The 26,706-nt window shown below is 64.7% G+C and carries 28 protein-coding genes; 13 read left to right on the top strand and 15 right to left on the bottom strand.

Going from position 1 to position 26,706, the window contains the following annotated elements; genetic code table 11:
* Positions 1–20 precede the first annotated feature (20 nt).
* The 5 genes from C7G41_RS20635 to C7G41_RS20610 all read right to left on the bottom strand — a co-directional run bounded on the left by C7G41_RS20635 (position 21) and on the right by C7G41_RS20610 (position 6,654).
* Positions 21–1,886 (bottom strand): alkaline phosphatase family protein, encoded by a 1,866-nt coding sequence (locus C7G41_RS20635; protein WP_106944266.1) that lies wholly within the window; start codon positions 1,884–1,886, stop codon positions 21–23.
* 1,032 nt (positions 1,887–2,918) lie between these two features.
* The gene (locus tag C7G41_RS20625; RefSeq protein ID WP_106944264.1) at positions 2,919–3,236 is read right to left on the bottom strand and encodes a response regulator transcription factor; all 318 of its coding nucleotides are present in this window, start codon (positions 3,234–3,236) and stop codon (positions 2,919–2,921) included.
* Between the two features lie 48 nt (positions 3,237–3,284).
* Positions 3,285–4,508 (bottom strand): ABC transporter permease, encoded by a 1,224-nt coding sequence (locus tag C7G41_RS20620; protein WP_106944263.1) that lies wholly within the window; start codon positions 4,506–4,508, stop codon positions 3,285–3,287.
* Positions 4,505–5,230 carry an ABC transporter ATP-binding protein gene (locus C7G41_RS20615; protein WP_106944262.1) on the bottom strand — a complete coding sequence of 242 codons (726 nt, stop codon included), beginning with the start codon at positions 5,228–5,230 and terminating at the stop codon, positions 4,505–4,507. Before C7G41_RS20615 ends, C7G41_RS20620 begins: the two co-directional genes overlap by 4 nt.
* Positions 5,227–6,654 carry an efflux RND transporter periplasmic adaptor subunit gene (locus C7G41_RS20610; protein ID WP_106944261.1) on the bottom strand — a complete coding sequence of 476 codons (1,428 nt, stop codon included), beginning with the start codon at positions 6,652–6,654 and terminating at the stop codon, positions 5,227–5,229. Before C7G41_RS20610 ends, C7G41_RS20615 begins: the two co-directional genes overlap by 4 nt.
* A gap of 596 nt (positions 6,655–7,250) precedes the next feature.
* Between C7G41_RS20610 and C7G41_RS20605 the strand changes: the two genes are divergently transcribed.
* From C7G41_RS20605 to C7G41_RS20575, 7 genes are all read left to right on the top strand, one after another.
* Positions 7,251–7,910 carry a response regulator transcription factor gene (locus C7G41_RS20605; protein WP_106944372.1) on the top strand — a complete coding sequence of 220 codons (660 nt, stop codon included), beginning with the start codon at positions 7,251–7,253 and terminating at the stop codon, positions 7,908–7,910.
* Positions 7,911–8,075: 165 nt separating this feature from the next.
* Positions 8,076–8,477 carry a curlin subunit CsgB gene (locus C7G41_RS20600; RefSeq protein ID WP_106944260.1) on the top strand — a complete coding sequence of 134 codons (402 nt, stop codon included), beginning with the start codon at positions 8,076–8,078 and terminating at the stop codon, positions 8,475–8,477.
* Positions 8,478–8,596: 119 nt separating this feature from the next.
* Complete coding sequence (locus C7G41_RS20595; protein ID WP_106944259.1) at positions 8,597–8,989, top strand: curlin; 393 nt, start codon at positions 8,597–8,599, stop codon at positions 8,987–8,989.
* Positions 8,990–9,021: 32 nt separating this feature from the next.
* Positions 9,022–9,399 carry a curlin gene (locus C7G41_RS20590; protein ID WP_106944258.1) on the top strand — a complete coding sequence of 126 codons (378 nt, stop codon included), beginning with the start codon at positions 9,022–9,024 and terminating at the stop codon, positions 9,397–9,399.
* A 73-nt stretch (positions 9,400–9,472) separates the two neighbouring features.
* Positions 9,473–9,895, top strand: coding sequence for a curlin (locus C7G41_RS20585; RefSeq protein ID WP_306768043.1), 423 nt, complete (start codon positions 9,473–9,475; stop codon positions 9,893–9,895).
* 20 nt (positions 9,896–9,915) lie between these two features.
* Positions 9,916–10,206 carry a hypothetical protein gene (locus C7G41_RS20580; protein ID WP_106944256.1) on the top strand — a complete coding sequence of 97 codons (291 nt, stop codon included), beginning with the start codon at positions 9,916–9,918 and terminating at the stop codon, positions 10,204–10,206.
* A 208-nt stretch (positions 10,207–10,414) separates the two neighbouring features.
* Positions 10,415–10,855, top strand: a complete 441-nt coding sequence (locus C7G41_RS20575) for a hypothetical protein (RefSeq protein ID WP_199198496.1) — start codon at positions 10,415–10,417, stop codon at positions 10,853–10,855.
* Between the two features lie 18 nt (positions 10,856–10,873).
* On the opposite strand, the gene C7G41_RS20570 is transcribed toward C7G41_RS20575, so the two are convergent.
* Entirely contained in the window at positions 10,874–11,716 is an 843-nt protein-coding gene (locus C7G41_RS20570) for a GNAT family N-acetyltransferase (protein ID WP_106944255.1), read from the bottom strand.
* Between the two features lie 120 nt (positions 11,717–11,836).
* On the opposite strand from C7G41_RS20570, the gene C7G41_RS20565 reads away from it, so the two are divergent.
* On the top strand, positions 11,837–12,541 hold the full coding sequence (locus tag C7G41_RS20565; RefSeq protein ID WP_106944254.1) for an SDR family oxidoreductase: 705 nt from the start codon (positions 11,837–11,839) through the stop codon (positions 12,539–12,541).
* Between the two features lie 272 nt (positions 12,542–12,813).
* Positions 12,814–13,635, top strand: a complete 822-nt coding sequence (locus tag C7G41_RS20560; protein WP_106944253.1) for an outer membrane protein — start codon at positions 12,814–12,816, stop codon at positions 13,633–13,635.
* A 72-nt stretch (positions 13,636–13,707) separates the two neighbouring features.
* Here the strand turns inward: C7G41_RS20560 and C7G41_RS20555 are convergent, their stop codons facing one another.
* Positions 13,708–14,763 carry a serine hydrolase gene (locus C7G41_RS20555; RefSeq protein WP_199198495.1) on the bottom strand — a complete coding sequence of 352 codons (1,056 nt, stop codon included), beginning with the start codon at positions 14,761–14,763 and terminating at the stop codon, positions 13,708–13,710.
* 380 nt (positions 14,764–15,143) lie between these two features.
* Here C7G41_RS20555 and C7G41_RS20550 point away from each other — a divergent pair, with 380 nt between their 5' ends.
* Together C7G41_RS20550 and C7G41_RS20545 are read left to right on the top strand one after the other, a co-directional pair.
* Positions 15,144–15,548: a helix-turn-helix transcriptional regulator gene (locus C7G41_RS20550; RefSeq protein ID WP_106944370.1), complete on the top strand. Its 405-nt coding sequence runs from the start codon at positions 15,144–15,146 to the stop codon at positions 15,546–15,548.
* A gap of 2 nt (positions 15,549–15,550) precedes the next feature.
* Positions 15,551–16,042 carry an SRPBCC family protein gene (locus tag C7G41_RS20545; protein WP_106944251.1) on the top strand — a complete coding sequence of 164 codons (492 nt, stop codon included), beginning with the start codon at positions 15,551–15,553 and terminating at the stop codon, positions 16,040–16,042.
* A 127-nt stretch (positions 16,043–16,169) separates the two neighbouring features.
* Here the strand turns inward: C7G41_RS20545 and C7G41_RS20540 are convergent, their stop codons facing one another.
* From C7G41_RS20540 to C7G41_RS20530, 3 genes are read right to left on the bottom strand one after another with little or no spacing between them, the layout of a single operon-like run.
* Positions 16,170–17,381: an ABC transporter substrate-binding protein gene (locus tag C7G41_RS20540; RefSeq protein ID WP_373681136.1), complete on the bottom strand. Its 1,212-nt coding sequence runs from the start codon at positions 17,379–17,381 to the stop codon at positions 16,170–16,172.
* Between the two features lie 31 nt (positions 17,382–17,412).
* A complete protein-coding gene (locus C7G41_RS20535; protein ID WP_106944249.1) occupies positions 17,413–18,387 on the bottom strand; it encodes a tripartite tricarboxylate transporter substrate binding protein in 975 nt (324 codons plus the stop codon).
* A 36-nt stretch (positions 18,388–18,423) separates the two neighbouring features.
* Positions 18,424–19,302, bottom strand: coding sequence for an IclR family transcriptional regulator (locus tag C7G41_RS20530; protein ID WP_106944248.1), 879 nt, complete (start codon positions 19,300–19,302; stop codon positions 18,424–18,426).
* Between the two features lie 210 nt (positions 19,303–19,512).
* On the opposite strand from C7G41_RS20530, the gene C7G41_RS20525 reads away from it, so the two are divergent.
* The gene (locus C7G41_RS20525) at positions 19,513–20,355 is read left to right on the top strand and encodes a hypothetical protein (protein WP_199198494.1); all 843 of its coding nucleotides are present in this window, start codon (positions 19,513–19,515) and stop codon (positions 20,353–20,355) included.
* Positions 20,356–20,359: 4 nt separating this feature from the next.
* Here the strand turns inward: C7G41_RS20525 and C7G41_RS20520 are convergent, their stop codons facing one another.
* Together C7G41_RS20520 and C7G41_RS20515 are read right to left on the bottom strand one after the other, a co-directional pair.
* Positions 20,360–21,022 (bottom strand): response regulator transcription factor, encoded by a 663-nt coding sequence (locus C7G41_RS20520; protein ID WP_106944247.1) that lies wholly within the window; start codon positions 21,020–21,022, stop codon positions 20,360–20,362.
* Complete coding sequence (locus tag C7G41_RS20515) at positions 21,019–22,404, bottom strand: HAMP domain-containing sensor histidine kinase (RefSeq protein ID WP_106944246.1); 1,386 nt, start codon at positions 22,402–22,404, stop codon at positions 21,019–21,021. The genes C7G41_RS20520 and C7G41_RS20515 overlap by 4 nt, the downstream gene beginning before the upstream one ends.
* A gap of 191 nt (positions 22,405–22,595) precedes the next feature.
* Here C7G41_RS20515 and C7G41_RS20510 point away from each other — a divergent pair, with 191 nt between their 5' ends.
* Positions 22,596–23,480, top strand: coding sequence for a DUF3280 domain-containing protein (locus tag C7G41_RS20510; protein WP_106944245.1), 885 nt, complete (start codon positions 22,596–22,598; stop codon positions 23,478–23,480).
* 15 nt (positions 23,481–23,495) lie between these two features.
* On the opposite strand, the gene C7G41_RS20505 is transcribed toward C7G41_RS20510, so the two are convergent.
* From C7G41_RS20505 to C7G41_RS20495, 3 genes are read right to left on the bottom strand one after another with little or no spacing between them, the layout of a single operon-like run.
* A complete protein-coding gene (locus C7G41_RS20505) occupies positions 23,496–24,527 on the bottom strand; it encodes an L-idonate 5-dehydrogenase (RefSeq protein WP_106944244.1) in 1,032 nt (343 codons plus the stop codon).
* Positions 24,528–24,553: 26 nt separating this feature from the next.
* Positions 24,554–25,321 carry an SDR family oxidoreductase gene (locus tag C7G41_RS20500; RefSeq protein ID WP_106944243.1) on the bottom strand — a complete coding sequence of 256 codons (768 nt, stop codon included), beginning with the start codon at positions 25,319–25,321 and terminating at the stop codon, positions 24,554–24,556.
* A gap of 13 nt (positions 25,322–25,334) precedes the next feature.
* The gene (locus tag C7G41_RS20495; RefSeq protein WP_199198493.1) at positions 25,335–26,534 is read right to left on the bottom strand and encodes a mandelate racemase/muconate lactonizing enzyme family protein; all 1,200 of its coding nucleotides are present in this window, start codon (positions 26,532–26,534) and stop codon (positions 25,335–25,337) included.
* Positions 26,535–26,706: the final 172 nt, after the last annotated feature.

Here is a 26,706-nt window from a genome sequence, read left to right as displayed (position 1 = left end):
GGACGCATTGAACGGCGGGGTTATTTCCCCGCCGTTTTTTGTTTGCCGGTGTCCAACTCGAGGCCGAGCGTGCGGCCCGGGAAACCGGCAGTGTCGAAATAGCGCTGGCTGCCGACGCGCTGGAAGTTCAACACGGTCTGCAGGCCGTTCTCGGACTTCTTCGACTTCTCGACCCCCTTGTACGCCTTCGGCACGATGCCGTTGGGCAGGGCCTCCGACATCACGCGGCCAACCAGGCCGCCGTTCTGCGATCCGCGCAGGCCGAGGAGCTGGGCGGCCGTCATACCGACGTCGGCATTGCTGACCGGGATCTCGCTGACATAGCCGGCTTTGAAGTCCGGGCCGATGGCGGCCATGAAGTTCATGGTGTCGCCGCGGCTGAAGCTGCCATGCATGCCCTGGCCCTGGCGCAGCACGGTGTCGGCGACCTGCACCGAGCAGTTGGTCGGCGCCTCGCCGCAATCGCTGGCATAGGAGCGGAAGTTGACGACGATCGCAGGCGTCGGCGTCGCCGCCTTGCCGCGCAGGCTGACGCTCGACAATGGCAAGGTACCAGGGAAGCGGCCGAGCTGGTCGTCCACGAACAGGCCGGAGACGTAGTCCTGCTCGAGCAGCGTCTTGATGGTCTTGGCCGCCAGCTTCTTGTCCTTGTTCGGCAGATAGATCAGGTCGGAGCCGCCATTGGTGGCGACGACGAGATCGGGCTTCTCCGGATCCTTGCCGAGCACGCCGTTGCCGGCTTTGGGGTGCTTATTGCCCTCGATCTTGGCGTTCTTGTCGTTGGGATCGAACAGCGGCAGGTCGAGCGCCTTGGCCAGATCGAGCGCCAGAAAGCCCATCGGCAAGAAGTCCTTCGGCGTGTCGTCATAGCTGACCTTGGCCGAGGGGCTGGTCTTGCTTTCCTTGGAGATGGTCGAGAAGCCGTGGTCGGCCTGGACCATGATGTTGGTGTTGGCGGCGAGCCCGAGCTCGTCCAGCGCCTTGCGGAGCTGGGCGAGGTTGTTGTCGGCATTCTTAATGCCGGCCATCGAGGTCGGCCCGTTGATGCCGGGCAGGATCTGGTTGAGGCTGTCGCCGGTGTTGTGCTGGCTGCCGTCGGGGTCGCGCGACCAGAACACCAGCACGAACGGCTTGTTGCGCGCCTTGAACATCGGCAGCACGACCTTGGCCGCGACGTCGGCGAAATAGGCCTGCTGCGCGACGTTGGCGACAATGGTGCCCGGCGTCTTCGCATCGCCTGCCTTGGAATTGTCGCCGCGCGGCGGCGTGGCGAGGGGCAGGCCGGCCTTGGTCAGCGCGTCCTTAATCTCGTCCGACAGCGCCACGCCGTTCTTGCCGCCGGTGGCATCGTCGAACACGACCGAATGCAGGCCGGCCTTTTCGGGCTTGTCGGTGTGGTCGAACTGATAGGTCGGACCGTGCTTGCCGAGCGCGGCCGTGCTGTAGCCCTTGTCGCGGGCCAGCTTCAGGATCGTGTCCTCGTTGAGATAATCGCCCTTGAAATGCTCATCGATGTCGCCGAGCACTGCGTCGTTCTCGATGAAGGGGACGACGGTGTCTCCGGCGGGCACCGAGGTGTAGTTGGTCCAGATCGTGTTGGAGAACACGCCGGTATCGCCGAGATAATGGCCGGTCGACATCGCCGAGCCATTGGCCATGGTGAAGGTCGGGAACAGCGAGTGCGAATTCTTGAAATTGACGCCCTTGTCGCGGATTTCGGCCATTGCGGGGGCGGTCTCGGGTGTGACCTTCAGCGCCCGCAGACCGTCCGGAATGAACAGGATCAGGTTGCGGGGCGTGTTGTTCTCGGCGGAGGCAGGTCCGGTCGAAAGTCCGGCGGACAACACTGTCAGTCCGGCTGACATCAACACCAGTGAACGGCGCATCAAAATCTCTCCCTGCGAGGCAACTTGGCCGCCAACCGCGGCCCCCGGCTTCGTTTAGTTTCGCTGCATGACGGTTTTGTTACAAGAGCGGAGCGGCATGCAAAGAAGGGCAGGGGCCCCGCTCTGCGCTGCGTCGGGGGCACGAGATCGCGGTGTCGGCAGGCAACTGCTTCAGCATCGTCATTGCGAGCGCAGCGAAGCAATCCAGACTGTCCCCGCGGAAAGATCTCTGGATTGCTTCGCTGCGCTCGCAATGTCGGAGTGGAGGCGGCGCCTTGTCCCGGACGCGGTGCGGCACGCAGTGACGCTCCGCAGAGCCGGGACCCAGAAGGCCGCGCACTCGCTGTTGCATGGGCCCCGGCTCTGCAGCGCACCGCTAAGGGGCGCTGCGCTGCGTCCGGGGCACGAGAGCGTTGTCGAATGACTGACATGGGATCGCATCCTCGCGGCGTGTTCGCCCGAGCTTTGCCTCGATGCCTCACCCCCAATGAAAGAGGGCGCAGGGAAGACCGGGTGCCGGCTGGCACCCGCGGTCCACTGTGCGGGATTGTCGTAACAAGATTGCACAGCGGCATACAGGTGAAGCCCAACACACGGCCTTCCCTGCGCAGTGGTTTTACGGCTTATGTCGTGCTCTCCCCGGGGAGCGATGCACTATTGCCCCCGTCGCCTTGCGGATGGCTGATGCGTGTGCCCGGTCGGGCAACCCACATCACCGCAACGCTTGGCGCACAGACCCCGGGCGCCAGGACCACACGATTTTGCCGTACGCCGATCACACCGGTCGTGTGCGCGACGCCTTCACTCACGGTTGCCCGCCCTGCGAAGCCGTTCGCGCCGATGTTATCAGCGTCCACCGCCGTCCGGCCCGCGTTCGTGACGATCGCGATACGCCCCTCTTCCCAGGGCCGGAGTGAGAAATTCCTAACAAAAATCCGAATTCTAATAAAGAGAAATATTTTGCCGCCGTTCCGTTGACCCCGGACTTGGGTGTTTCGCCCGAAATGACGCAAGGTATTGTGGCCTGAGCGGTCAATCCGGCGCCGTCGGCACCAGCGTATTCTGCGCGACCGCCTTGGCCGGCGCTGCCGTCGCCGAATTGCGGCCGCCATTGGCCAGGTTGCGGCGAAGCGATGGCGGCGCCGCCTGGAGGGCAAAGATGATCGCGATCTGGGTCCGGTTCTGAAGGCGGTATTTGCGCATGATGTTGCCGATGTGCGCCCGGACCGTGTTCTCCGAGATCTTGAGCTCGTAGGCTATGTTCTTGTTCTGCATTCCGCGTGCGATCAGCATCATCAGGTCACGCTCGCGTGGCGTTGGTGTGATCGGGTGTTTCGAATCCGGACTCATGACTGCTCCTCCGTGGCCTTTGGTCGATGCGAACACCCCAGCATGTTCTCACTCCGTCTTGAGTGCCTCGATCGGACTGAGCTTGGATGCCTTGTGGGCAGGATAAAAGCCGAAGATCAGGCCGGTCGCGATCGAGAAGGCGAGGGCAAGGCCGATCGCCTGGCCGTCGATCGAAGTGATCCATCCTGCCATACGCGCGACCGTCATCGAGAGCGTGACGCCGGCACCGACGCCGATCGCGCCGCCGAGCAGGCAGAGCACGAGCGCCTCGCAGAGAAACTGAAGACGGATGTCCCGCATCCGCCCGCCAAGCGCGCGGCGGATTCCGATCTCCCGCGTCCGCTCGGTGACCGACACGATCATGACGTTCATGATGCTGATGCCGCCAACGAGCAGCGAGACCGAGGCGATGGCGACGAGCAGGAGCGCGACGGTGCGGATCGCTCCCTGCTGCGCTTCCATGGCGGCGGCCGGATCCTGGACCTTGAAGTCGTCCTCCTGGCCGGCGGGAATACGGTGGCGCTGCCGCAGCAGGTTTTCGATCTCCGTTCGCGCCCCCGCCATCTGTCCGTCCGCAGCCACCTTGGCGATGATGTAGGCGACAGAATCCCGGTTGATGTTGCTTGCGCTGCCGAGGAAGCGCAACTTGGCCGTGGTGAGCGGCACGAAGGCGACGTCGTCCTGCGCCGGTCCCTTGCGGTCGAGGACGCCGACCACTTCGAGCGGCACCTTCATGATCCTGATCTGTGCGCCGATCGGGTCCTCGCCGGGCGCGAACAGCTCATGCGCCACCGTGCTGCCGAGGATCACGACCTTGCCGGCTCCTGCCTCCTCGCTGCCGGAAAAATAGCGCCCGGTCGCAAGCTGCCAGTCGCGCACCATGAAGTGCCCGGTCGTCGTCCCGTTGATCGTCGTGTTCCAGTTCTTGCTCTCGTGAATGACCTGGGCCGTTCCTGCAATCGAGCCGGCCGCTGCCTGGATCTCGGGGATCTGCTCGAGGATCGCCTGCACGTCACTCTCGGTCATGGTCAGCTTGCTGCCATCCTTGAGGCGCACGCCGCCCTGGTAGACCGCGCCGGGGTTGATCATCAGCACGTTGGCGCCGATCGAGCGGATCTGTTCCTGGAGGCGAAGCTGCGCGCCAGACCCGATCGCAAACACGGTTACGATGGACGCGACGCCGATCACGATGCCGAGCATGGTGAGGATGCTGCGCAATGGATTGAGGCGCAAGGCGTGCAACGCGATCTGGAAGCCCTGGAGCATCGTCATGGCTCAGAACTCCGTTTCGGCAGGATCGGAGCCAGCGTTTCGTCAGCGACGAGTGCACCGTCATGCAGGCGGATCGTGCGCCGGCACTGGGTCGCGATGCCGGGATCATGCGTGATCATCACGATGGTCTGGCCGGTCCGGTTGAGCGCGGCGAACAGGGCCAGGATCTCGGCGCCGGTACGGCTGTCGAGGGCGCCGGTCGGCTCGTCGGCGAGCACGATCAGCGGGGAGGCGATCAGGGCGCGTGCGATCGCGACGCGCTGCTGCTCGCCGCCCGAGAGCTGCCGCGGGAAGTGGTGGGCCCGGTGCACCATGCCGACGGCCTCCAGGCTCTGCTCGGCACGGGCCAGACGTTCCTTGCGGCTGATGCCGCAATAGACCAGCGGCAGCGCGACGTTCTCAATCGCATTGTGGCGAGCGAGCAGATTGTAGGACTGGAATACGAAGCCGATGCTGCGGGCGCGCAGGGACGACCGATGATCTTCCGAGAGATCGGCTACGTCGGCTCCCTCGAGATAGAGCGCGCCCTCGCTCGGCAGGTCGAGCAGCCCGATCATGTTCATCAGCGTCGATTTTCCCGAGCCGGACGGTCCCATCACCGCGACGATCTCGCCTCGTTCGATGTCGAAGCTGACATTGCGCACCGCGGCCACCGCTACGCCGTCGGCGCGATAGGTCCTGGAGACCGACTGCAGGCTGATGAGGGGCGGGGGGGCCGTCATGATCCGAACCTGATGCCGAGAAACTCCATGCCGGCCGGCCGGATGGCCTGACCCACGGCGACCTGGCTGCCCTCGACGAGGTCTCCGCTCCTGAGCGCGACCTGTTCGGTGCCGGCCGCGCCGACGGTCACCGGAATACGCCGCAGTGAGCCGCTTGCGGTGCGCGCCCACACCCCGCTGCGGGCCGCGGCATCCGGCTGCGTGCCGGAGGGCTGGAAGCGCAACGCGGCAAGCGGCACTTTCAGCACGTCGTCCTGCCGCTCGATCACGATCTTCACCAGGGCGGTCATGCCGGGCAGCAACGCGCCGTCGAGATTGGAGGTCGCCAGGACGACGGTGTAGGTCACGACGTGCTGCTGGTTCTGCGGTGCCTTGCGGACCTGCCGCACCACCGCCTCGAAGCGGCGGTCCGGGTAGGCATCCACCGTGAAATGGGCGCGCTGGTCGGGGGCGATGCGCCCGATATCGGCTTCGTCGACCTGCGCGTGGATTTCCATATCCTCGAGCCGGTGCGCAACCACGAACGTGGTGCGCGATTCCAGTCCGACCGCGAGCGTCTGGCCCTCGTTGACGAACCTGCCGACGACGACGCCATCGATCGGCGAGCGGATCACGGTGCGGTCGAGATCGGCCTGGGCCGCAGCGAGAACGGCCGCCTTCTCCGGCACGGCCATTCGCGCCTGCTGCAATTCCGCCTCGATCCGGCGGATATCGGCCTGCGCGCCGTCGACTGAGTAGGCGTTCAGGGACATGAGGACTTCGGCCTCGCGCTCTTGGGCAAGCCTCGCGGTGAACTCCGTCTGGGCGTCATCCACCGCCGTGATCGCCACGACGTTTTGTGACTGTAGAGCCAGTTTGCGCTGCAAGGTCTTCTGCGCCGACGCCTTGACCGCCTGCGCGCTGTCGAGCTTGGCCACGAGGACGTCTCTGCTGCCCTTGGCGTTCTGCAGATCGATCCTGGCGCGGTCGAGCTTGGCCCGCTCGATGTCGACAAAGGAGTTCGCCACCGCCACCGCCGCCCTGGCTTCGTCGACCTTGGCCGCAAAGCTGCGCGGATCGATCAGGGCGAGCGGCTGATCCTTGGTGACAGTGTCGTTGAAATCGACATAGACCCGGGCGAGCTGCCCGGACAGCTGGGAACCTACCTCGATCGTCTTGACCGGCTGCAGGGCGCCGGTGACGGTGATGGTTTGCTCGATGCTGCCGCGCTGGATTGAGGCATAGCGGAACACGGGCGCATCCGATCCGAAGCTCCGTGCTTCCGACCCGGCCGGTTTGAGCAGCCGCTGGGTCGATTCATAGGCGCGGGCCGCCTTCTGCGCGGCGGCCCCGGCCGCGTCGCCGATCACGGCCGGTCCCGCGGCGTAGACCACGGCGAGGCCACATGCAGTTCCGAGCAAGGCAATAACTGGCACAAATCGCATATCAAAAACCCGCCCCTTGAAATGGCATCGTTGGCGGCACGGACAAAGATCGCGCTATGGTTGTAAATCTACCAAAACGCAGTCGATCGTCAGTGTGTCGCCGCTGCAGGGGCGACGGTCGGGTGCGCTTGATGATCCAGAAGTAAAGTCCGCGGGTGCTATCTTTCGTGACTTGCCGGACATGCATACGAAGCGTATCGATATGATGCGCGCGGTATCGAACTCGACAAGCTGACTGAACGTCCCGTCTGCTCTGGCCGAAGCGGCCAGCGTCTGGCGTTCAAGTCGGCACGTGGGTGGCGACGCCATGACGCAGTCGGCGATACCGAAGTTCCGACGCCTGGTCGTCGCATTCCCGATATCGCGGCTCGCTGTGATGCCGCAGTTCGCGAGGGCGAGTCCCCGCAATCACGAAACCCGATATGTGAACACCTTCACTCGTCTTGAACGGGTGTTGGGCCTAAGACGTCGAAGCGGCGGACCGGAGCGACTCGCTCGATCCCCGCGAATTCATCCAAGCACCTTGATCTCGCTTGCAAGAAGAATGGATGGCTCGTTGCTTGATCATCGAGCCCCAAGCCGGGGAGCCCGTCGCCATGAGTTCAGGTCAAGCCACAGTTTATATCATTGACGACGAAATCCAGATTCGAACCGCGATAGGAAGTCTCTGCGAGGAGACCGGGCATCAGGTAAAATTGTTTGCATCGACGAGCGAGTTCGTCGCGGACAGTATTTCCGGCGGGCCTTCATGCCTCGTGCTCGACGTCCGCTTTCCCGGCACGGCGCCGACCGGCCTCGAGCTTCAGCGCCGGCTCGCCGAGACGGGCGTGCTCATCCCGATCGTCTTCATCAGCGGCCATTCCGATGTCCGCGTCTCGGTCGAGGCCATGAAGCGCGGCGCAGTCGAGTTTCTTCCAAAACCCTTTCGCGAGCAGGAGATCCTCGACGCGATCAGGCACGGCATTGAGCGCGACCGCAGGCGGCTCGAGCGCGAAGATAGCGTGCGCGAAGCTCGCCAGCGCGTCGAAACGCTGACGGCGAGGGAGCGCGAGATCATGCTGTTGATGGCCGAAGGTCTCGTCGCCAAGCAGATCGCGGCGAGGCTCGGGGTGAGCGAAGTGACGGCCAAGGTCCATCGCACCAGGATGATGCGAAAGCTGGAGCTTCGCTCGCCGATCGAGGTGGTGCGGTTGGTCGACAGCATGGGACGCGAAGAAGAGACGACACGAACCGGCGCAGGACAACCGCACAGCTAGTGCCGCGGGCACCAAGACACCACGCAACGTCTAGTCCGTACCGATTAGCATGAACTGCAGTCTGTCGCACGCAGCACGATCGGTTCAAAGTCTGTCCTGCGATGTCGGCCTCCTCCAAGACGGCATCCGAACCCAGTCAGACATCTTAGCCAGAAAGGATATTCCATGCGCAAATTGTTTCTTGCTTCCGTTGCCGTGCTCGCCCTGTCCTCCGCCGCGCAGGCCGCCAACACCTCGACCACCGTGCAAGTGGGCGTCGTGAACGGTTCCAGCGTCTCGCAGCAGGGCCTCACCAACGACAGCTCGTCGACCAGCCAGCTCGGCATCATCAACAGCGCGACCACGATGCAGGGCACCAGCGCGGCCTCGCTCAACAACGGCAGCACGGTCAACCAGATCGGCGTGCAGAACACGGCGGCCACGGGCCAGGTGGCGTTCGGCAACAACGGCAGCGCGATCACCCAGAACTCGTTCGGGCCCGCTCCGCTTCAGAACAACGCCGCTGCCGTCGGACAGCTCAGCGTGTTCGGCGTCAACGGCAGCACCGTCTCGCAGACGGCGCACTAAGCCAGCCCCGTTTGGCCGGACGCGTCAATTGCGGCGCGTCCGCGCCATCCTTGAAAGCACCGCCTCGGGCCGGACGATCCGGTGAGAGGTTGTCCGCCGATTTTCGCGGAGGAAATGTCATGCATCAAAAATATCTCATTGCCACGATCGTCACGTTCTGCTTGCTGACCGGCGTCGATGCCCAAGCCGGCAACTCGGCCAGCGTGCTGCAATTCGGCGCCACCAACAACTCCTTCATCTCGCAGAGTGGCGGCACCAACAACAGCGCCACCACGATGCAATTCGGCGCCACCAATACTGCGACCACGTTGCAGACGGGCTCGCTCCTCACCGTCAACACCTCGGTGATCGGGCAGGGCGGCACCACCGCGACGGCGTCCAACACCGCGTTACTCGGCCAGGCCGGTGGCTCCAATTCGAGCCTGATCGGTCAGATCGGTGCGAACAACGCGGCGGCCGTCGGACAGCTCGGAATCCTGAACGGCTCGACGATTTTGCAGCAGACTCCGTGATCGCAAATCCATTTTCAGTCGCGAGGCATGTCATGAGACATTTTTCCGGCGCCGCCTGTGGCGCATTCCTCACCTTGTGTTGCATGGGCGCCGGATCGGCCGGTGCGCAGACCGCCGACATCAAGACCATCGTGTCGCTCGGCGGCCCGCCGGTCGTGCTGAACCAGAGCAGCCAGCTCAACATGGCCGGCGTGTTCATGATCGGCGGCAGCACCAGCGCGACCGTCACTCAAAACGGCACGAACAACGCGACCGGAATCCTGCAATTCGGCGGGACGACGTCGGCATCGATCGGGCAGGCGGGCGTGAACAATGTCGCGTTTGTCGGCCAGGCCGGCCAGTCCACCAGCAGTTTCCTGTCCCAGTTCGGTGCGTTCAACTCGGCGACTATCGTCCAGAATAGCCATTGAGCCGGGCGCGACCTCTCCGTCGTCAGAAATGTAATGGGGCAAGGCGATGAAACGCGGTAGACTGCTCCTGGCATTGGCGGCATTGCTCGCCGCCGTCAGCGTCGCGTCCGAGGCCTCCGCCGGATCCGTCCAGCGCGGCGTGACGAACCGGAATGTGAGCATCGAAACGGTCGTGCAGTTCGGCAACAATGTTCAGCCGGTCACGATCGAGGAGAATAGCCGCATCAATATCGCGCGCGTCATCCAGATTGGTGGCACGGGAACGGTCGATGCGACGATCATCCAGAACGGCACGCGAAATTATGTCGATGTGATCCAGGTGGGTGGCATAACCAACGTGGCGATCGGTCAGTCGGGCGTGAGCAACATTGCCGATATCACTCAGGTCGGCAATTCCACCAACGCCCTCCTGCTCCAGATCGGAGACATGAACACGGGAACGGTGCGGCAATTCGGGCGCTTCAACTGGCTGTCGATATTTCAGTTCAGCCGGTGATCGTGAAGGTGAGGTGCAACATGAGGTTCATCGTACTTGCAGCAGGGACGATCATCATGATGGCAACGACAACCGGGCCGGCGGGAGCCGGCGAGTCAGGTGACGGCCACACCACAATAGTTCAGGACGAGAATGGCACGTCCGCCATCACGCAGAGCGGCGATCCGGCACAGGCCGAGGTCAAGATCGAGAAGGAGCCCGGGCGCACCACGGTCTATCGCCGCAGCGGTGGCAACACCGCCATCGTGTCGCAGGGCACCGGAAATCCGCAGGACATGCTGGACTGGCTGCGCAAGCAGCAGGGCCGCTGACGCACGAAGGCCCGTGCGCCGGCCCGAGCGCGTTCCATGGACCGAGTGCCTGGAATAGCCCGAATCCCGGGCGTCTTGCCGCAGCTTGTTCCCCGTTAATCCCGTGCCTTAACCAATAATTAATTATAGGTTTGCGGGTGGGCGACAGCCCGGCCTAGCGTGTCGTGGGGAGCCGCTATCCGCGAAGCCAAACGAGTTGGTGCGTATCATGATGTCCAGATCATTTGGGGCGTTGCTCGCCTCGCTCAGCGCAGCCGCGCTGCTCCTTGCCCCCGGCGACAGTTTTGCTCGACCCGGCGGCGCCGTCGCACATGCCGCCACGCCTTCCGGTCCGGCGGCGCGTCCGCCGATTGCGCCGGGCGCCAGGTTCCGTGGCCGCAACACGCCCTGGGTTTACTGGCCTGGCGGCGGCGGGTTCTACTATGACAATGCAGGCTACGGTCAGCCTTTCGCCGAGACCGCACAACCCGTCTCCAGCGACGTGCGCTACACCTATACGTATGACGTTCCCTGGGATTGGACGCATCGCTTCCCGCCGAACGTGGTGCCGTCGGACCGGCCCTATGTACCGAGCTGTCCGACGGAGCAGGTGACCGTGCCCGGCCGCGGCGGCGGCGAGCACACCGTCAACATCATGCGCTGCTACTGAGCAGCGCGTTCGGCTCAGCTAGCCCAGCTCAAAACTGGTCACGCCGAAGACGCGGTCGATCCGCATCGGCGCGATCGGCCCTGTGTACATCCGCGCCGTCTCGAACACCGGCTTCAGCCCAAGTGATTCTGCGAGTGCAATCGCCTCGCGATTGATGGCGGGGACGTCGAGGGAGATTTCGCCGCCGTTTGTGCTCGCCAGCAGGACCTGCACGATCGCGTCCGCCGCGGCGCGGTCGTCGGCGACGAGCGGGCCGATCTTGCGGCCGGTCCGGCACGGCCGGATCACGCCCCATGCGACGAGCTTGCCGTCGCGCAGCAGCGCGCGGCCGACATGTCCTGATGTGCCAACCCAGGCACGCAGGAAGGCGCTGCGCGGAGCCGGGAACACCATCGCATCGTCGGCTTCAACGCGCGCGAACGGGATCGTGTCGAGCGCAACCACATCGGCGGGCGGTTTCGATGGTGCGGCGACGATGCCGCCATAGCGGACATTGGCGTAAGCGAGCTGGAAGCCGGACTTTTTGTAATTGTCCTGCTGCGCCACGACACCATCGAGGCCGATCACGCGAGCGCCCGCATGCGCGATCGCCGCGTTCCAGATGCGCAGGCCGTGGCCTCTGTCGCGAAAATCCGATCTCACGATGTAGAAGCCGAGAAATGCGAAGCGATCGTCGTAGTTGACGCAGGAGACGGTCGCGACCGGCTCGCCGTCGATCTCGCCGACGAAGAAGCCCGTCGCGTCGGGGATCGCGAAACAGTTCGCATCGGCGAGGCCCGGATTCCAGCCCTCGGCCGCGGCCCAATCGACGGCGATGGCGATCTCCTCGGGACGCAAATTGCGGATCTGCAAATCGCTCATCTTTCAAGTCGCTTTCGACGGTGGACCTTCCGGCCGGTCCGGCGGTAGAAGGCCCATGACAGGCCGGGCGCGCGGCTCGCCCCACGATATCACAGAGGATGATCGGTCATGGCAGCAGAGATGGCAGCAGAGAAGGTCGCACTCGTGACCGCCGGCGGCAGCGGCATGGGGGCAGGGGCTGCGCGCCGGCTCGCAGCCGACGGCTTTCGCGTCGCCATCCTGTCCTCCTCCGGCAAGGGCGAGGCGCTGGCAACCGAGCTCGGCGGATTGGGGGTCACCGGTTCCAACAAGTCGAACGACGATCTGAAGCGGCTTGTCGACGGGGCGATGTCCCAATGGGGACGCATCGACGTGCTCGTCAACAGCGCGGGCCATGGGCCCCGGGCGCCGATCACGGAGATCACCGACGAGCAATGGCACACCGGCCTCGACACCTATCTGCTCAACGTGATTCGTCCGACCCGGCTGGTGACGCCTTTGATGCAGGCGCAGAAGGGCGGCGTCATCATCAACATCTCGACCGCCTGGGCATTCGAGCCGAGCGCGATGTTTCCGACCTCTGCGGTGTTCCGCGCCGGCCTTGCCGCCTTCACCAAGATCTTCACCGATACCCATGCCGCCGACAACATCCGCATGAACAATGTGCTGCCGGGCTGGATCGACAGCCTGCCGCAGACAGATGCACGCCGCGACAGCGTGCCGATGCAGCGCTACGGCAAGGTGGAGGAGATCGCCGCGACGATCTCGTTCCTGGCGTCCGACGGCGCGGCCTACATCACCGGCCAGAACATCCGCGTCGACGGTGGATTGACCCGTTCGGTTTGAGGAGCGGGGATTCGAATCGCATTTCGCGCGCTTGTCGTGATGCGACACGGGCGTGCGTCGCGCGCCACGGGGGAGGGATGATGCGTGGCCTCTCGGTCACACCAGTCACGCGTTCGCGTGCCGCACGTGCCGCCCAACGTCACAGTCCCTATGAACTTCGCCGCAGCCCAAGACGGCGAGGGACCGGCAGCCTATGCCCGATCTGCGCCGGACGCCTTCCGCCCGCGCGCATTCGAAACGCGAGATCAATCGCGTGAGGCAAGGAGACTGGAATGAAGAAGTTTTTGCTGGCGGTTGCCGCGGTTGTCTTGGGCTCCGCATCCGTGCAGGCGGCCGACCTCGCGGCGCGCTACACCAAGGCGCCGATGATGGCGACGGCCTACAACTGGACCGGCTTCTATGTCGGCGGCAACGTCGGTGGTGCGTGGGGCAGCTCCGATCCGAGCACATCGACCGTGTTCGATCCCGCCGCCTATTTCGCGAGCTCCAGTGTCTCCGCGATTGCGGCAGTCGGCGCCCAGCGGGTCAACAGCTCCAGCGTCACCGGCGGCTTCACCGCCGGCTACAACTGGCAGGTCAACAACGCCGTGCTCGGCCTCGAAGGCGACATCAACTATTTCGGCTTCAAGGGCCGTGCGACGGGCTCGGCGCTCTATCCCTGCTGCGCGCCGGATACCTTCACCGTCAGTTCATCAGTCTCAGCCGATTGGCTCGCGACCATTCGCGGCCGCATCGGCTTCCTCGCGGCTCCGACCTGGCTGCTCTACGCCACCGGCGGTGCTGCGATCGCCGAGGTGAAGGGCAATTTCAACTTCACCGACACGTTCGCCGCGGCGACGGAGTCGGCCGCGATCCGCGATACGCGGGTGGGCTGGACCGCAGGCGTCGGCACCGAATATGCCGTCGGCGGCGGCTGGTCACTCAAGGCCGAATATCTCTACGTCGATCTCGGACGCAGCAGCGTGACCAGCACCAATCTGTTGGGCGGCGCATTTCCGACCAACGTCTTCACCCATTCGGTCGATCTCAAATCGAACATCGCCCGCGTCGGCGTGAACTACAAGTTCGGCGGACCCGTCGTCGCCAGGTACTGAGCTTCATCCCGTTCCTGATCTGGCGTGGAAAGCCCCGGTTCAGCCGGGGCTTTCTGTTTTCGTAAGGCGGGTTCAGTGCGATGCCACCAGGTGCGCCAACGCCGGCAGGATCTTGTACCGCGCGATCTCGTGGGGATATTCGCCCCGATTGGCCAGCAACACGATGCCGATCCGCTGCGCCGGCACGAGGCCGATATAGCCGGAGGCGTTGTTGAGCCCGCCCGGCTTGTCGACGACGGTGACGCCTGGAAGGCGCACCGTCTCCCAGGCCATTCCCTGTCCGAACTTCTCGTCGACGCGGAAAATCTCGTGCTGCGTCATCCGCAATGCCTCGCGCAAATGCGGGTCGACCGGCCGCCCATCGACGCAGGCCGCAACGAAGGTCGCGAGATCCCGCGGCGAGGAAAACATCTGGCCGGTGCCGGGGAATTCAAAATAGCTCTGCTGGTTGCCGATGGGGCCGATCGCCATGCCCTGATCCGAATAGCCCTGCACCGCGCGCTGCATCCAGGCCTCGCCCATGACGGCACGGCTGTCTTCGCCGCGTTCGGGTACGGAGGTCGCATTCATGCCGATCGGCTTGAGGATGCGTTGCTCGAACAGGGTCGAGATCGGAGCGCCGTAACGGCGCTCGAGCACGAGCTGAAGCAGCACGTAGCCGGCGTGGCTGTAGACGCGCTGCTTGCCCGGCACTTCGCCGGCCTGCGGTCGCCAGCTGTTGAACATGTCGATGAGCTGCGCGCGCGAAAACGTGTCGCTAGGCCACGGCGGATGGTCGGTCGGCAGCAGCATTCCTGAGGTGTGCGAGACGAGTTCGCCGACGGTGACGCGGCGGATATAGTCGCCGGTGAGTTCGGGGAGGTGTTCCACCAGACGATCGTCGAGCCGCAGCTCGCCGCGGAGGGTGCCGAGCGCGACCAGCGTCGCCTCGAACGGCTTGCGCAGGGAGCCGAGGTTGAACAGCGTGTCCGGCGTGACCGGCCTTCGCGTGGCGTCGTCGGCAAAGCCGTAGTTGAAGAACTCGACATGGCTGCCGGCATAGAGCGCAACGGCGAGACCGCCCGGCTGGTCCGGCGTGACGGTCGGCGAGAGCTCGTTCGCGACGATGTCGCGCATTTGCGCGATCATGTCGGAATCCGCGGCGGCGCCGCGCGGCCAGGCAAGCGCGAGTGGAACGAGCGCCGCTCGGGCGAGCGTCCGTCGGGTGAGATACGATGAGGTGACAACAGACGGCACGGCTCTGATGAATTATGCTTGTGCGCCCCCAGTTATCTTTTAGCGGGGAGGGCCCGATGCCCCAATTCACAATTGCGCGTTGTGGGTTCCGCTCGTCGGTTCGCGACTTCGTAGCCCGGATGGAGCGAAGCGCAATCCGGGACCCCCGTAGCTTGTGGCAAAGAACCCCGGATTACGCTGCGCTCCATCCGGGCTACGGCGTTCCGAAGTTTAACTTAGCCAATCGGCTAACAATTCTTGACGCCCGTCATCCGACGTATATAGTTAGCTTCATGGCTAACCAATTATCCCGGCTCGATCAGCTTTTCGCGGCCCTTGCCGATCCCACCCGGCGGGCGATCGTGATGCGGCTGTGCGCCGGCGAGGCGTCGGTCGGTGAGCTTGCCGATCCCTTCGAGATGGCGCTGCCGAGCTTCATGAAACACATCCACGTCCTGGAGACGAGCGGGCTCGTCCTGTCGGAGAAATCCGGCCGCGTGCGCACCTGCCGCCTCAGTCCTGACGCACTCCTCACTGCGGAGGACTGGTTCCAGCACCAGCGTGCGATCTGGGAGGCGCGGCTCGATCGCTTCGAAACCTATGTGATGAAACTGAAGAAAGAGAGGGCGGCTGCCAAGCGGCCGTCCAGGACAAGTAACAAGACGACCGGCAAGACAACTAAACGGAAAGGTTCCTGACGATGACGAATTCAGCCAATCCCGCCCTGTCGCAATGGTCGCTCGAGCGCGAGATCGTGATGTCGCGCGTAATCGACGCGCCGCGCGATCTGGTGTTCGAAGCGTGGTCCGACCCGAAGCACCTGCCGCAATGGTTCGGCCCGAAAGGTTTCAAGCTCGAGACCTTCGAGATCGACGTGCGCGTCGGCGGCGTCTGGCGCTTCAACATGATCGGCCCGGACGGCACGGTCTACCCGAACCGCATGCGCTTCCGCCGCATCGAGCGGCCGTCGCTGATGGAGATGGATCACGGCACCGACCAGGACGAGGATTCCGGAATGTTCCGTTTCACCGTCACCTTTGCCGAGCAGAGCAACGGCAAGACGGTTCTGATGATGCGGCAGCTGGCGTCGAGCACAACGCAGCGCGACGGCATGATCAGCTTCGGCGCTGTCGAATACGGCTACCAGACGCTCGACAAGCTCGCGGCGTATGTGAGTGGGATGAAGAGATAGGGCGAGCAGCCACTTCCTCCCTCATGCCGAGGAGGCCGCAGAGCGGCCGCCTCGAAGCACGGGGACCACCGGTGAGGCCTTCATCTTTCAGGGCGCGCGTTCGACGCCCCTCGGGATGAGGGGCGCTTCAGTCCTTCGCCTCGTCCGTGACGATGTCGCCGAGCTTTTGCCAGCGCTGGCCGTCGAACTGCACCATCTGGAACTGCTTGTTGACGCGGTAGTCGGTCGGCGTCGTTGTCACCGAGATGCCCGGCAGCGTCAGGTCGAGGGTGATGTTGTTCAGGCTGGCGGCCTGGCGCATCACGTTCTCGCGCGTAAGATCGTCGCCGCATTGCTTCAGCACCTGCACCAGCAGCTGCGCGGTGATATAGCCGTAGACGTTCAGGTTCGAATCCTTGTCACCCTCCGGGTAGTACTTGGCCATGAAGGCGAGATATCGCTTCATGCCGGGATCCTCCTTCCATTCGGGATCAGCTGAATCCTTGACATAACCGACGCTGACGACGCCCTTGGCGTTGTCGAGTCCGGAGGGTTTCAGCACGGCGCTGACCGAGGAGGCGTTGATGTCGATGATGTGCAGCGGCTTCCAGCCGATCTCGGCCACCTTCTTGATCGCCTGCGCGGCCTGTTTCGGCGTCGTGGCGCTGAACAGCACGTCGGCACCCGCATCCTTCAACCGCAGGATCTGCGAGTCGATAGTCGGCTCGGTGATCTCGTAGGACGTCTCGGCGACGATCATCTTCGCCTTGTCGCCGAGACCTGCCTTGAAGCCGGCAAGGTAATCCTTGCCGAGATCGTCGTTCTGATAGAGCACGCCGATTCTGGCGTTCGGATAATTCTTCAGAAGATATTGCGCGTAGATCCGGCCCTCGACGAGGTAGGAGGGGTTGAAGCCCATGGTCCAGGGGAAGTTCTTCGGATCGGTGAAACGCGCCGCGCCGGTTGCCGCGAAGAGCTGCGGGACCTTCTTGGCGTTGAGATATTTTTGCACGGCGACATTCGGCGCCGTGCCGATGATCTGGAAGGTCAGCAGCACCTCGTCGCTCTCGACCAGCTTGCGGGTCTGCTCAACCGTCTTCGGAGGCGAATAGGCGTCGTCATACTGGATCAGATTGACCTTGCGGCCGTTGACGCCGCCCTGATCGTTGATCATCGTCATGTAGGCGGCCTGGGTCTTGCCGATGACGGCATAGGCCGAGGCCGGCCCGCTGAGCGGGACGGTCTGACCGACCTTGATCTCGGTGTCGGAAGCGCCGGGATCGTATTTCTTCTGCGCCTGTGCAGCCGGGATTGACAGCGTGAGAACGATCGCGGCTGCCCCGACACGTCTGAGAAACATGCTTTTCATTTCCATTCCCTGTTCGTGACCATCACTCGCCCTTGAGGCCGGCCTCGCGAATGAGCCTGGTCCATTTCTGCGTCTCGTTGTCGATGAACTGGCCGAACTCGGCCGCGGTGCCGGCGCGCACTTCGAGGCCCTGGGCGGTCAGCTTGTCCTTGATCGTCGGCTCGGCCAGCGCGCGCAACACTTCGGCCTGCAGCTTGTCGACGATGGCGCGCGGCGTCGTCGAAGGCGCCATGAAGCCGTACCAGCCGGCGGCTGCCACGTTGGGAAAACCCTGCTCACGCAGGGTCGGCGCCTGCGGATAGAGCGCGCTGCGTTCGGCGGAAGCGACGCCGAGAACAATGAACTTGCCGCTCTGGATGTAGGGCAGTGCGGTCGGCAGTGCCGTCAGCGTGGCATCGACGCGGCCGGCGAGCAGCTCGGTGTAGGACGCCGCATCGCCACGGAAGGGAATGTTGAGCCCTTTGACGCCGGCATCCCTGAACAGGAGTTCGCCGGCAAGATGCGGCTGCGAGCCGGCGCCGGGCGAGGCGAAGGTCAGGCCATCCGGCTTCGATTTGCCGTAGGCGATCAATTCGGGGAGCGTCTTGAACGGCGCGTCCGCGCTGATGATCAGGAACAGCGGCGCGATCACCGCCATCGCGACCGGCTGCAGATCCTTGCGCTCATAGGTCAGCTTGCCGAACAGCGCCTCGGCGGTGGCGTAGGGGGCCGCGACATAGAGCAGGGTGTAGCCGTCGCCCGGCGCATGCGCGACCGTATCGTTGGCGATGCGGGTGCCGGCGCCCGGCTTGTTCTCGACGATGAACTGCTGGTGCAGGTTGCGGCCGAACTCTTCGGCCAGCAGCCGCAGCGAGATGTCGTTGGAGCCGCCGGGCCCGTAAGGCGAAATCAGCCGCACCATGCGCGACGGCCAGGCGTCCTCAGCGCGTGCGGAGAATGGAAATCCGGATAGCGAAAGGGCGAGGGTGCCCAAAAATGTTCGCCGTGTGACGGTCATGATGGCCTCCCGGTGGCGGAGCGCCGATTGTCTTGTTCATCGCCTGGCGCTCTTCTTGTTTTGCTTTTGTGTTTCGGTCGCCGGCGCCGCGCCAACCATGGCGCGGATGCTGTCGGCAAGGGCGGCAATGCGCGGGCCGATCTCGCCCTCGAGCTGGCCGGGCTGGAGCCGGAATGCGGGAATGCCGCAATTGATCGAAAAGGCCTGCTTCGCCTCATGCGTATGAAACAGCGGCGCGGCGACGGCATGGATCGAGGCGATGTACTCGCCGAAGCACGTGCAGAAGCCGCGGCTGGCGCATTGTGCGAGGCCGGCGCGGTAGGTCTCGCGGAAGGCCGACCACAGCTCGGTGTCTTCGCTTGCAATGCGCTCTTCGAGCAGCGCGGCATCGGCCTGCGGCAAGGTCGCCGCCGCGGCACGGCCCATCGCCGTCATCACCACGGAAATGGGCATGCCGATGTCGGGGACGTGCGGGCCGACGTCGCCGGAGCGCGCGGTCTCGACATAGATCATGGAGGTCGCATCGAGCAGGCCGATCGAAACCGTGCCGCGCACGCTTTGCGCCAGCTCCTGCATCATGGGACGCGCGACCTGGCGGAACTGCATGTCGGCGAGCAGCGGATGCGCCATGCGAAGTGCGCGCGCGCCGACGCGATATTTGGCGCGTTCGGAATCGTAGCGGAGGTAGCCGAGCTCGGCCAGCGTATGCGTCAGCCGCGCCACCGTCGGGCGCGGAATCCCGGTCAGCGTCGACAGCTCCATGTTGCCGAGCTGCGTTGCCCCCGCCTTGAACGCTTCCAGCACCACGAGCCCTTTTGCCAGCGTCGTCGCGAACGCGGCGTCATCGACGCTGTCCGCCAGCACGGCGGCGGCGGACGAGGAGGAGCGGATCGGTTTGGACGCGGTTCTGGCCATGCAGGATTAATGAACCCGGTCTCGCCCGTTGTCCAATAGATTCATAAATTGTGCTTTTGTGTCCACTATACGGACGAGCGGCAGCTGTGCCGACAGGGACAAAATCTGCGCGAAGAGTTCCGCCACACACAGATTTTCGTCGTGATTCCGTGGCTTGTTGTGACAGGATTATTACGACTGAATGTCATATCGATTACATCGGAGCGATTCATGTTGCAGTGGCAGGCGCGGACAAATCCCCTCGCGTGGTGGTGGGGGTCCCTGACACTGGTCAGTGCTGCCAACATTCTCGTCTGGTTCATGCTGTACCGCGAGTTCTACCCGACGCCTTCAGGCAGCATCAGTGGCGGCTCTGATATCGGGCTGATGTTCGTGCTCTGCGCCGGCTATGTTTTCGGCTGCGCCTTCCGCTCGTTCCTGCCCCGCGCCGACGTGCAGCGCATCTGCCTGTTCGACACCTGGCTCTCCAGCGTCTTCGTCGGCCGCACGGTCGCGACCGCGGCCGAACTGTGCTTCGCCGCGCAATGGGCGGTCATCCTGCATCAACTCGGGACCATGACAGGCGCCGAGACGGTTGTGAACATCGCGTGGGTGATCGTGCCCATCATCATCATCGCGGAGTGCTTCTCCTGGTATGCGGTGGTGACGACCAACTTCCTCTTCAACGCGATCGAGAACTCGCTGTGGGCGGTGACATTCTTCCTCGCGGGCATCGCGCTGTGCCGGCTGATGCCGGAATTCCAGGGACCGGTGCGTTGGGCGCTGATTGCCGGCATCGTCGGCATCGCCTGCTTCCTGGCCTTCCTCGTCACCGTCGACGTGCCGATGTATCTCAGCCGCTGGCGGGCAGGGCATGAAGAGGGCAACCGATTGCTCGGCTTCCTCGAAGGCCTGCATGACGTCTCGACGCGCTGGGTCGTGACCCATGACATCGCGCACTGGAAGGGCGAGCTGACCTGGATGTTCCTGTATTTCACCGCCGCCGTGTGGTCGAGCCTCGCGCTCTGTGCGCTCTACGCGATGGACGGCTATCTCACGCGCTATCTCGCGTGAGCGATCAGGCCTCGCCGAGATCGACCTCCGTCAAGATGCCTTGGCGCAGCGCCAGCCGGACCAGCTCGATGTCGGAGCCGACGCCGAGCTTGTCCTTGATCATGGAATGCAGGTTCGCCACCGTCTTCGGGCTGACATGGAGCGTCTCGGCGATCTCCTCTGTCGTGTTCTCGGCGAGCAGCAGCCGCAGCACCTCGAACTCGCGCGGCGTGAGGACGTCGGCGGCAGAGCTTTCCCCGGCGAGCCGGCTCAGCGCGAGCTCATGGTCGATGTCGGGGCTGATCGCGATCTTGCCGGCGAGCACGTCCATCACGGCGCGCACCAGCGTCTCCGGCGGACTGGTCTTGGTGACGTAGCCCCTGGCGCCGGCGCGGATCGCCTGCACGGCAAAGCCGGCATTCTCGTGCATGGTGAAGACGAGGATCCTGGCGCCCTTGTCCCATTGCCTGATGCGCCTGACCGCCTCGATGCCGCCGATGCCGGGCATGCTCAGATCCATGATGACGAGGTCGGGCGCCTCCGATTTGTAGAGACGGTAGGCCTCCGCGCCATCGGCGGCTTCGGCGATGACGCGAAGTCCCGGCTGCTTCTGCAGCACGGAGCGATAACCCTCGCGGACGACGGAATGGTCGTCGACCAGCAGGATGGTCGCGTCGGCCGTGCTCATGCGGCATGCTCCAGCGGCGGCCGATCAGCGGCTGCGAGCGGAATGACCACGCGCAGTGCGGAGCCGCCATTCGGCTTGGCCTCGAAGCTCAACTGGCCGCGCAAGGCCGCGACGCGCTCGCGCATGCCAAGCAGGCCCATTCCGGATTTCGCGACGGAATCGGTCGCGCGTCCGTCATCGTCGATCGCAAGCGCGACCTCGCTGGCCCCCATCGTCAGTTCCAGGCTGACCCGCGTGGCGACGGCATGCTTGGCAGCGTTGGTTAGCGCCTCCTGCACGATCCGGTAGATGCTGGCACTGATCGTGGCCGGCAGGCTCTCGAATGCGCCGTCGAACCGGATCGAGAAGCGCGTCTCGCCGCGGCTGCGCCCGTTCCAGCCCGCGACGAGGCCTTCGAGGCTGGCGACGAGCCCGAGCTCCTCGACATCCGGCGGCCGCAGCCGGAACAGTGTGCCGCGCAACGTCTCCATCATGCCGGTTGCGGTCCGCGCGATGCCGTCGCATTCGCCAAGCAGGGAAGGGCAGTCCTGTGCGGCGGTCTGGCGCGCGGAGGAGGCGAGCGCGCGGATGGCGGCGAGCGACTGGCCGAACTCGTCATGCAGCTCGCGCGCGAGATGGCGGCGCTCCTCGTCCTGGAGCGCGATCAGCTTTCGCGTCAGCTCGCTGCGTTCGGCAAGCGCGGTCTCGAGGCTTTCGGCGAGATGGTTGAAGCCGTCGCGGATCGCGGAGAGCTCGGCAAGGTCGAACGGCGGCAGCCGCGTGGTGAGGTCGTTGGCGGCAATCCGCTCGAGGCCGGTGCGGATCATGCGGGTGGGGCGTAGCGCGCGTGCCAGCGCAGCGTAGACCAGCGCGCAGAGCAGCGGCAGCGCGATCGCCAGCGCGAGCATCAAGCGGCCGGCCTCGTGCCAGGCCTCCGCCGTCTGCACGGCGGGTTCGACCGAGACCACGGTATCGCCAAGCTTCGCTCCGCGCACGATCACAGGCCGCGCCGCTTCGCGTCCGGGGTCGAACAGGCTGCGATAGAAGGCCGTGAAGACTTGCGGCGGCGGGTTCGCCGGGGCGGGCGCGCCGCTGCAGAAGCGCTGGAGGATGTCGCCGCTGATGCTGCGGAACGCCAGGCACAGGCCGGGCGTCATCACATAAGCCGAAACGGGGTCCAGGTTGGGAAAGTCCGAGCGCGGGCTGGCGACCCATTGGATCTTGCCCTGTTGCAGCTCCAGCGTCTTGGCCACGATGGCGGCGATATCGTCGAGGCGCGCATGCGCCGCGCGGTCGGCCGTAATCAGGAAATAAGCGGAGATGGCGGCGAAGCAGGCGGCCGATATCACGGCCACGCGCAACGTCAGACGGACTTTGAGATCGAACCTCGGGCGGTTCCACATCGGCGGGCACCTGGTGCGAACGGGTTTGTCGCGGCCCCATTAGACGGCAGAACGTATCCGGCGCAAAGCCGCCAGGCACTAGTGCGGTGCACCGTCGTGAAAATTTCCCGGCCGTCGCCGGGACCGGCGCCGCTGCATGGCCTGATTCCGCCGTCCAGATTGCGGGTCGCTCCGTCATGCGAGGCCCGCTCATGCACCTGCGCCGGTTGATCCTCTCTGCTTGTCTCCTCCTCGTCCTCCCGGCGTCTTATGCGCCGTCCAGCGCCGAGACGGCCATCGGCGTCGCCATGGACGACTTCAGTTATACCGATACGTCGGCTGAGCCGGCCAACCAGACCGCCGCTCACGAGCGACGGCTGTCGACCTTCATGTCCGCGCTCCGGCAGGACATCGGCGGGGACCGGCGCTACCGGCTCGTGCCGTCGGCCCAGGACGGCGCGGCGTTCAAGGTGATCGGCGGCATCCAGAAGACGAGCACGCTGGTACAATGGGCCAAGGTCGCCGTGATCGACGTCGGCGCCAGGAAGGTCGTGATGGACAAGCTCTACACCTTCCGCGGCGACAATGATGAATCCTGGGAGCGCGCCGAGATCTTCGTGTCCCGCGAGATCATGGCCGCACTCGGCACGCCCGCGCCGATCGCTCTGGCGGTGTTCGAATTCGAGCTCGACGACAACACCGCCGCGCCGGCCGCCGGTCTCGCGGCCGCGGATGCATCCTATCTGGCCGAAGTGACCGGCAGCGTCCGCGACGCCCTCGGCCGATCCGGCCGCTACCGCCTCGTCGATGTCGGCAGCGCAAACGAACAGGCGGTGAAGGCGCGCGCTTTGCGCGACTGCGGCGGCTGCGAGGCGGCGATTGCGCAAGCGCTCGGTGCGGATCAGTCGCTCGTCGGCGTGGTGCGGCGGGTCAGCCGCACCGAATACACGCTCGGCTTTCAGGTGCGCGATGCCAGGACCGGCGCGGTGCTGGCACGCGGCGACAGCGGCCTGCGCCTGGGCGCCGACTATTCGTGGAAACGGGGCGCGGTGCGGCTGGTCAGTGATCGCATGATCGAGAACCAGCTGCAGCAATAGGCCCCAGGCGCGGCCTCAGAACGTCAGCTGCACCTTCATCGACTGCGAGCGGTCGCTGGCGAGCTCGAACGCTGCGACCGCATTCTCGAACGGCATGGTCGCCGTGATCAGCGGCTTCACGTCGATCAGCCCTTCGCCCATCAGCCGCACCGCCAGCTCGAATTCGGGATCGAAGCGGAAGGTGCCGCGCAGTTGCAATTCCTTGGCGACGATGGAGTTGATCGGCAGCGTCATCTCGCCGCCGAGGCCGAGCTGCACCAGCGTGGCACCGGGCCTGAGCACGTCGAGTGCGGTGCGGAGCGCGGCCTGGTTGCCGGAGGCCTCGAACAGCGTGTCGAACACACCCTTGCCGGTGCGCCACGGATCGAGCGCCGTGGCGTCGGCCGCGACATTGATGGCGTGAGTGGCGCCGAGCTTCCTGGCAACTGCAAGCGGCGCCTCCGCGACATCGGTGACCACGATCTCGGCCGCGCCGCCGAAGCGCGAGACCAGGATCATCAGCGCGCCGATCGGGCCGCAGCCGGTGATAAGCACGCGCTTGCCGAGCAGGGGCCCGGCCTGCTTGCCGGCATGCAGGCACACCGCGAGCGGCTCGGCGACCGCGGCTTCCGCCAGCGACAGCTTGTCGGCGATCGGCACGGCCTGCGCCGCATCGATCGTGACGAACTCGCGAAAACCGCCCTGCACATGGGGAAAGCGCATCGCGCTGCCGAGGAAGCGCATGTCGAGGCACTGGTTGCGCATGCCTTCCTGGCAATGCAGGCACTGGCCGCACGGCTTGCTCGGATTGACCGCGACGCGGGTGCCCGGCTTCACGTTCGCGACGCCGTCACCGACGGCTGCGACCACGCCGGCGATCTCGTGCCCCAGCGCCATTGGTTGCTGGATGCGCACGACGCCGAAGCCGCCGTGATGATAGTAGTGCAGATCGGACCCGCAGATGCCGCCGTTCGCGATCTTGACGCGGACTTCACCCGGACCGGGCGCGGCATCCGGATAGCTATCGATCCGTAGATCTTTCGGTGCGTGAATGACGACGGCGCGCATGGTTGGCTCCCTCAGCGTTTCGCGGCTCACATCGCAGCGATCATGCCGCCATCGACATAGATGATCTGGCCATTGACATAGGTGGAGGCATCCGACGCCAGGAAGATCGCGGCGCCCACCAGCTCGTCCGGTCGGCCCCAGCGCTTGGAGGGAACGCGGCCCATCAGCCAGTTGTTGAAGTCGGTGTTGTTGACCAGCGCCTCGTTCATGTCGGTCAGCATATAGCCGGGGCCGATCGCGTTGGCCTGGATGCCATGCTGGGCCCATTCCACCGCCATCGAGCGGGTCAGGTTCTTGATGCCGCCCTTGGCGGCGGTGTAGGGCGCAATCGTGGGACGCGCGAGCTCGCTGCCGAGCGAGCCGATATTGATGATCTTGCCGTGCTTGCGCGGGATCATGCGCTTGGCCGCCTCGCGACCGATCACGAAGGCGCTGGTGAGGTTGGTCTCGATCACCTTGCGCCACTCGTCGGTGGTGAACTCCACCAGCGGCTTGCGGTGCTGGATGCCGGCATTGTTGACGAGGATGTCGACCGCGATGCCCCTCTTGTCGAAGTCGTTGAAGGCGGCGACGATCGCAGGCTCGTCGGTGACGTTGAAAGCCGCGCCTTCGGCCTGGTGGCCGGCGGCGCGAAACTCGGCGACGGCCTGCTCGACGCGCTTGGGATCGACGCCGTTGATGATCAGCTTGGCGCCGGCCTTGGCCATGCCCTCGGCAATGGCGCGGCCGAGGCCGCGGGAGGAGCCGGTCACGAGCGCGGTGCGGCCGGAAAGGTCGAACAGGGCGGTGCTCATCTCAAAAATATCCTCAGACGTTGGAACGGCGCACGGTCAGATCGGAGCGGTCGAATACGGCGGGCAGAAGGTCGACGCCGAGGCCGGGGCCTTCCATCGGATAGACAAAACCGTCCTTGATCGTGGGCATGGTGGTGACGAGCTCATTGTACCAGCCCTTGTAGAACGCGCGCACCGATTCCTGGATCAGCGTGTTGGGCTGGCTGAACGACATGTGGATGGCGGCGATGAAGCCGATCGGGCCGATGCAGTCGTGTGGTGCGAAGGGCCGGTGATAGGTCTCGGCCATCGCCGCGATCTTGCGGCCCTCGGTGAGGCCGCCGGTCCAGCACAGATCAGCCATCACCACATGCATGGCGTCGCGGTCGAGCATGTCCTTGTAGGGGAAGCGCGAGCCCAGCGTCTCGCTGGCGCAGACCCAGACGTCGGTGCAGCGGGCATATTCGGCCAGAGCCTGCGGCGAGTTCATCCGGATCGGGTCTTCGTACCAGGTCGGCTTGTAGGGCTCGAGCGCGCGCGCGATCTGTTTTGCGGTCGGCAGGTTCCAGAGCGAATGAAGCTCGACCATGATCTCCATCTTGTCGCCGACCGCTTTGCGGATCTTCTCGAACGGCTCGATTGCCTGCTTCATCTGCGCGGCGGAGATGTAGAGACCCTTGTTCTCCTGTGCCGCCGGATCGAACGGCCAGATCTTCATGGCGGAGATGCCGCTCTCCAGCAGGTTTTCGGCGAGCGCACCGGCGTGGTTCATGAAGCCGTCGAGGTCTTCGTAGGGGCCCTTGGAACCACCGAGATTCCAATTCGCGACCGGGCTGATATTGGTGGAGCGGACATATTGGGTGCCGGCGCAGGTGTTGTAGATGCGCTGCTTGTCGCGGCAGAGCCCGCCGAGCATCTGGTGGACCGGCTGATTGCAGACCTTGCCGAACAGATCCCATAGCGCGATGTCGATTGCCGAAGCCGCGCGATATTCGACGCCGGTGGACGATTGCGCCATCGGCAGGTTCAGCATGTCGCGATGGATCGCCTCGATGTGGAGCGGATTGCGGCCGAGCAGGCGGCCGGCGAAGGTGTCGTGGATCTGGGCCTCGACTGCGCCGGCGCCGTAGAAGGTTTCACCGAGTCCGATCATGCCCGTGTCGGTGTGGACGCGCACCCAGATGACGTTGGAGAATTCTTCGGTGCGCAGCGTCTCGATCGACGTGATCTTCACGGCAATACTCCTCCCATCACAGGCGCCTCGCGCCCGTCGTCTCATTTCGCACTGCAACATGTTGCAGATCGCGCGGAAGTCTTACCTCTGCTTGTAATATATCACAACATGTTTTAAGGCTGCGACAAATAGGGCGCCATTCAGCAACGAGAGCGCGGGCCGACGGGAGAGA

This window comes from Bradyrhizobium sp. MOS002 (genome assembly GCF_003020115.1).
Classification (GTDB): Bacteria; Pseudomonadota; Alphaproteobacteria; order Rhizobiales; family Xanthobacteraceae; genus Bradyrhizobium.
Note: the sequence above shows the minus strand (reverse complement) of the source record. Positions and strands in the feature narration are given on the sequence as shown.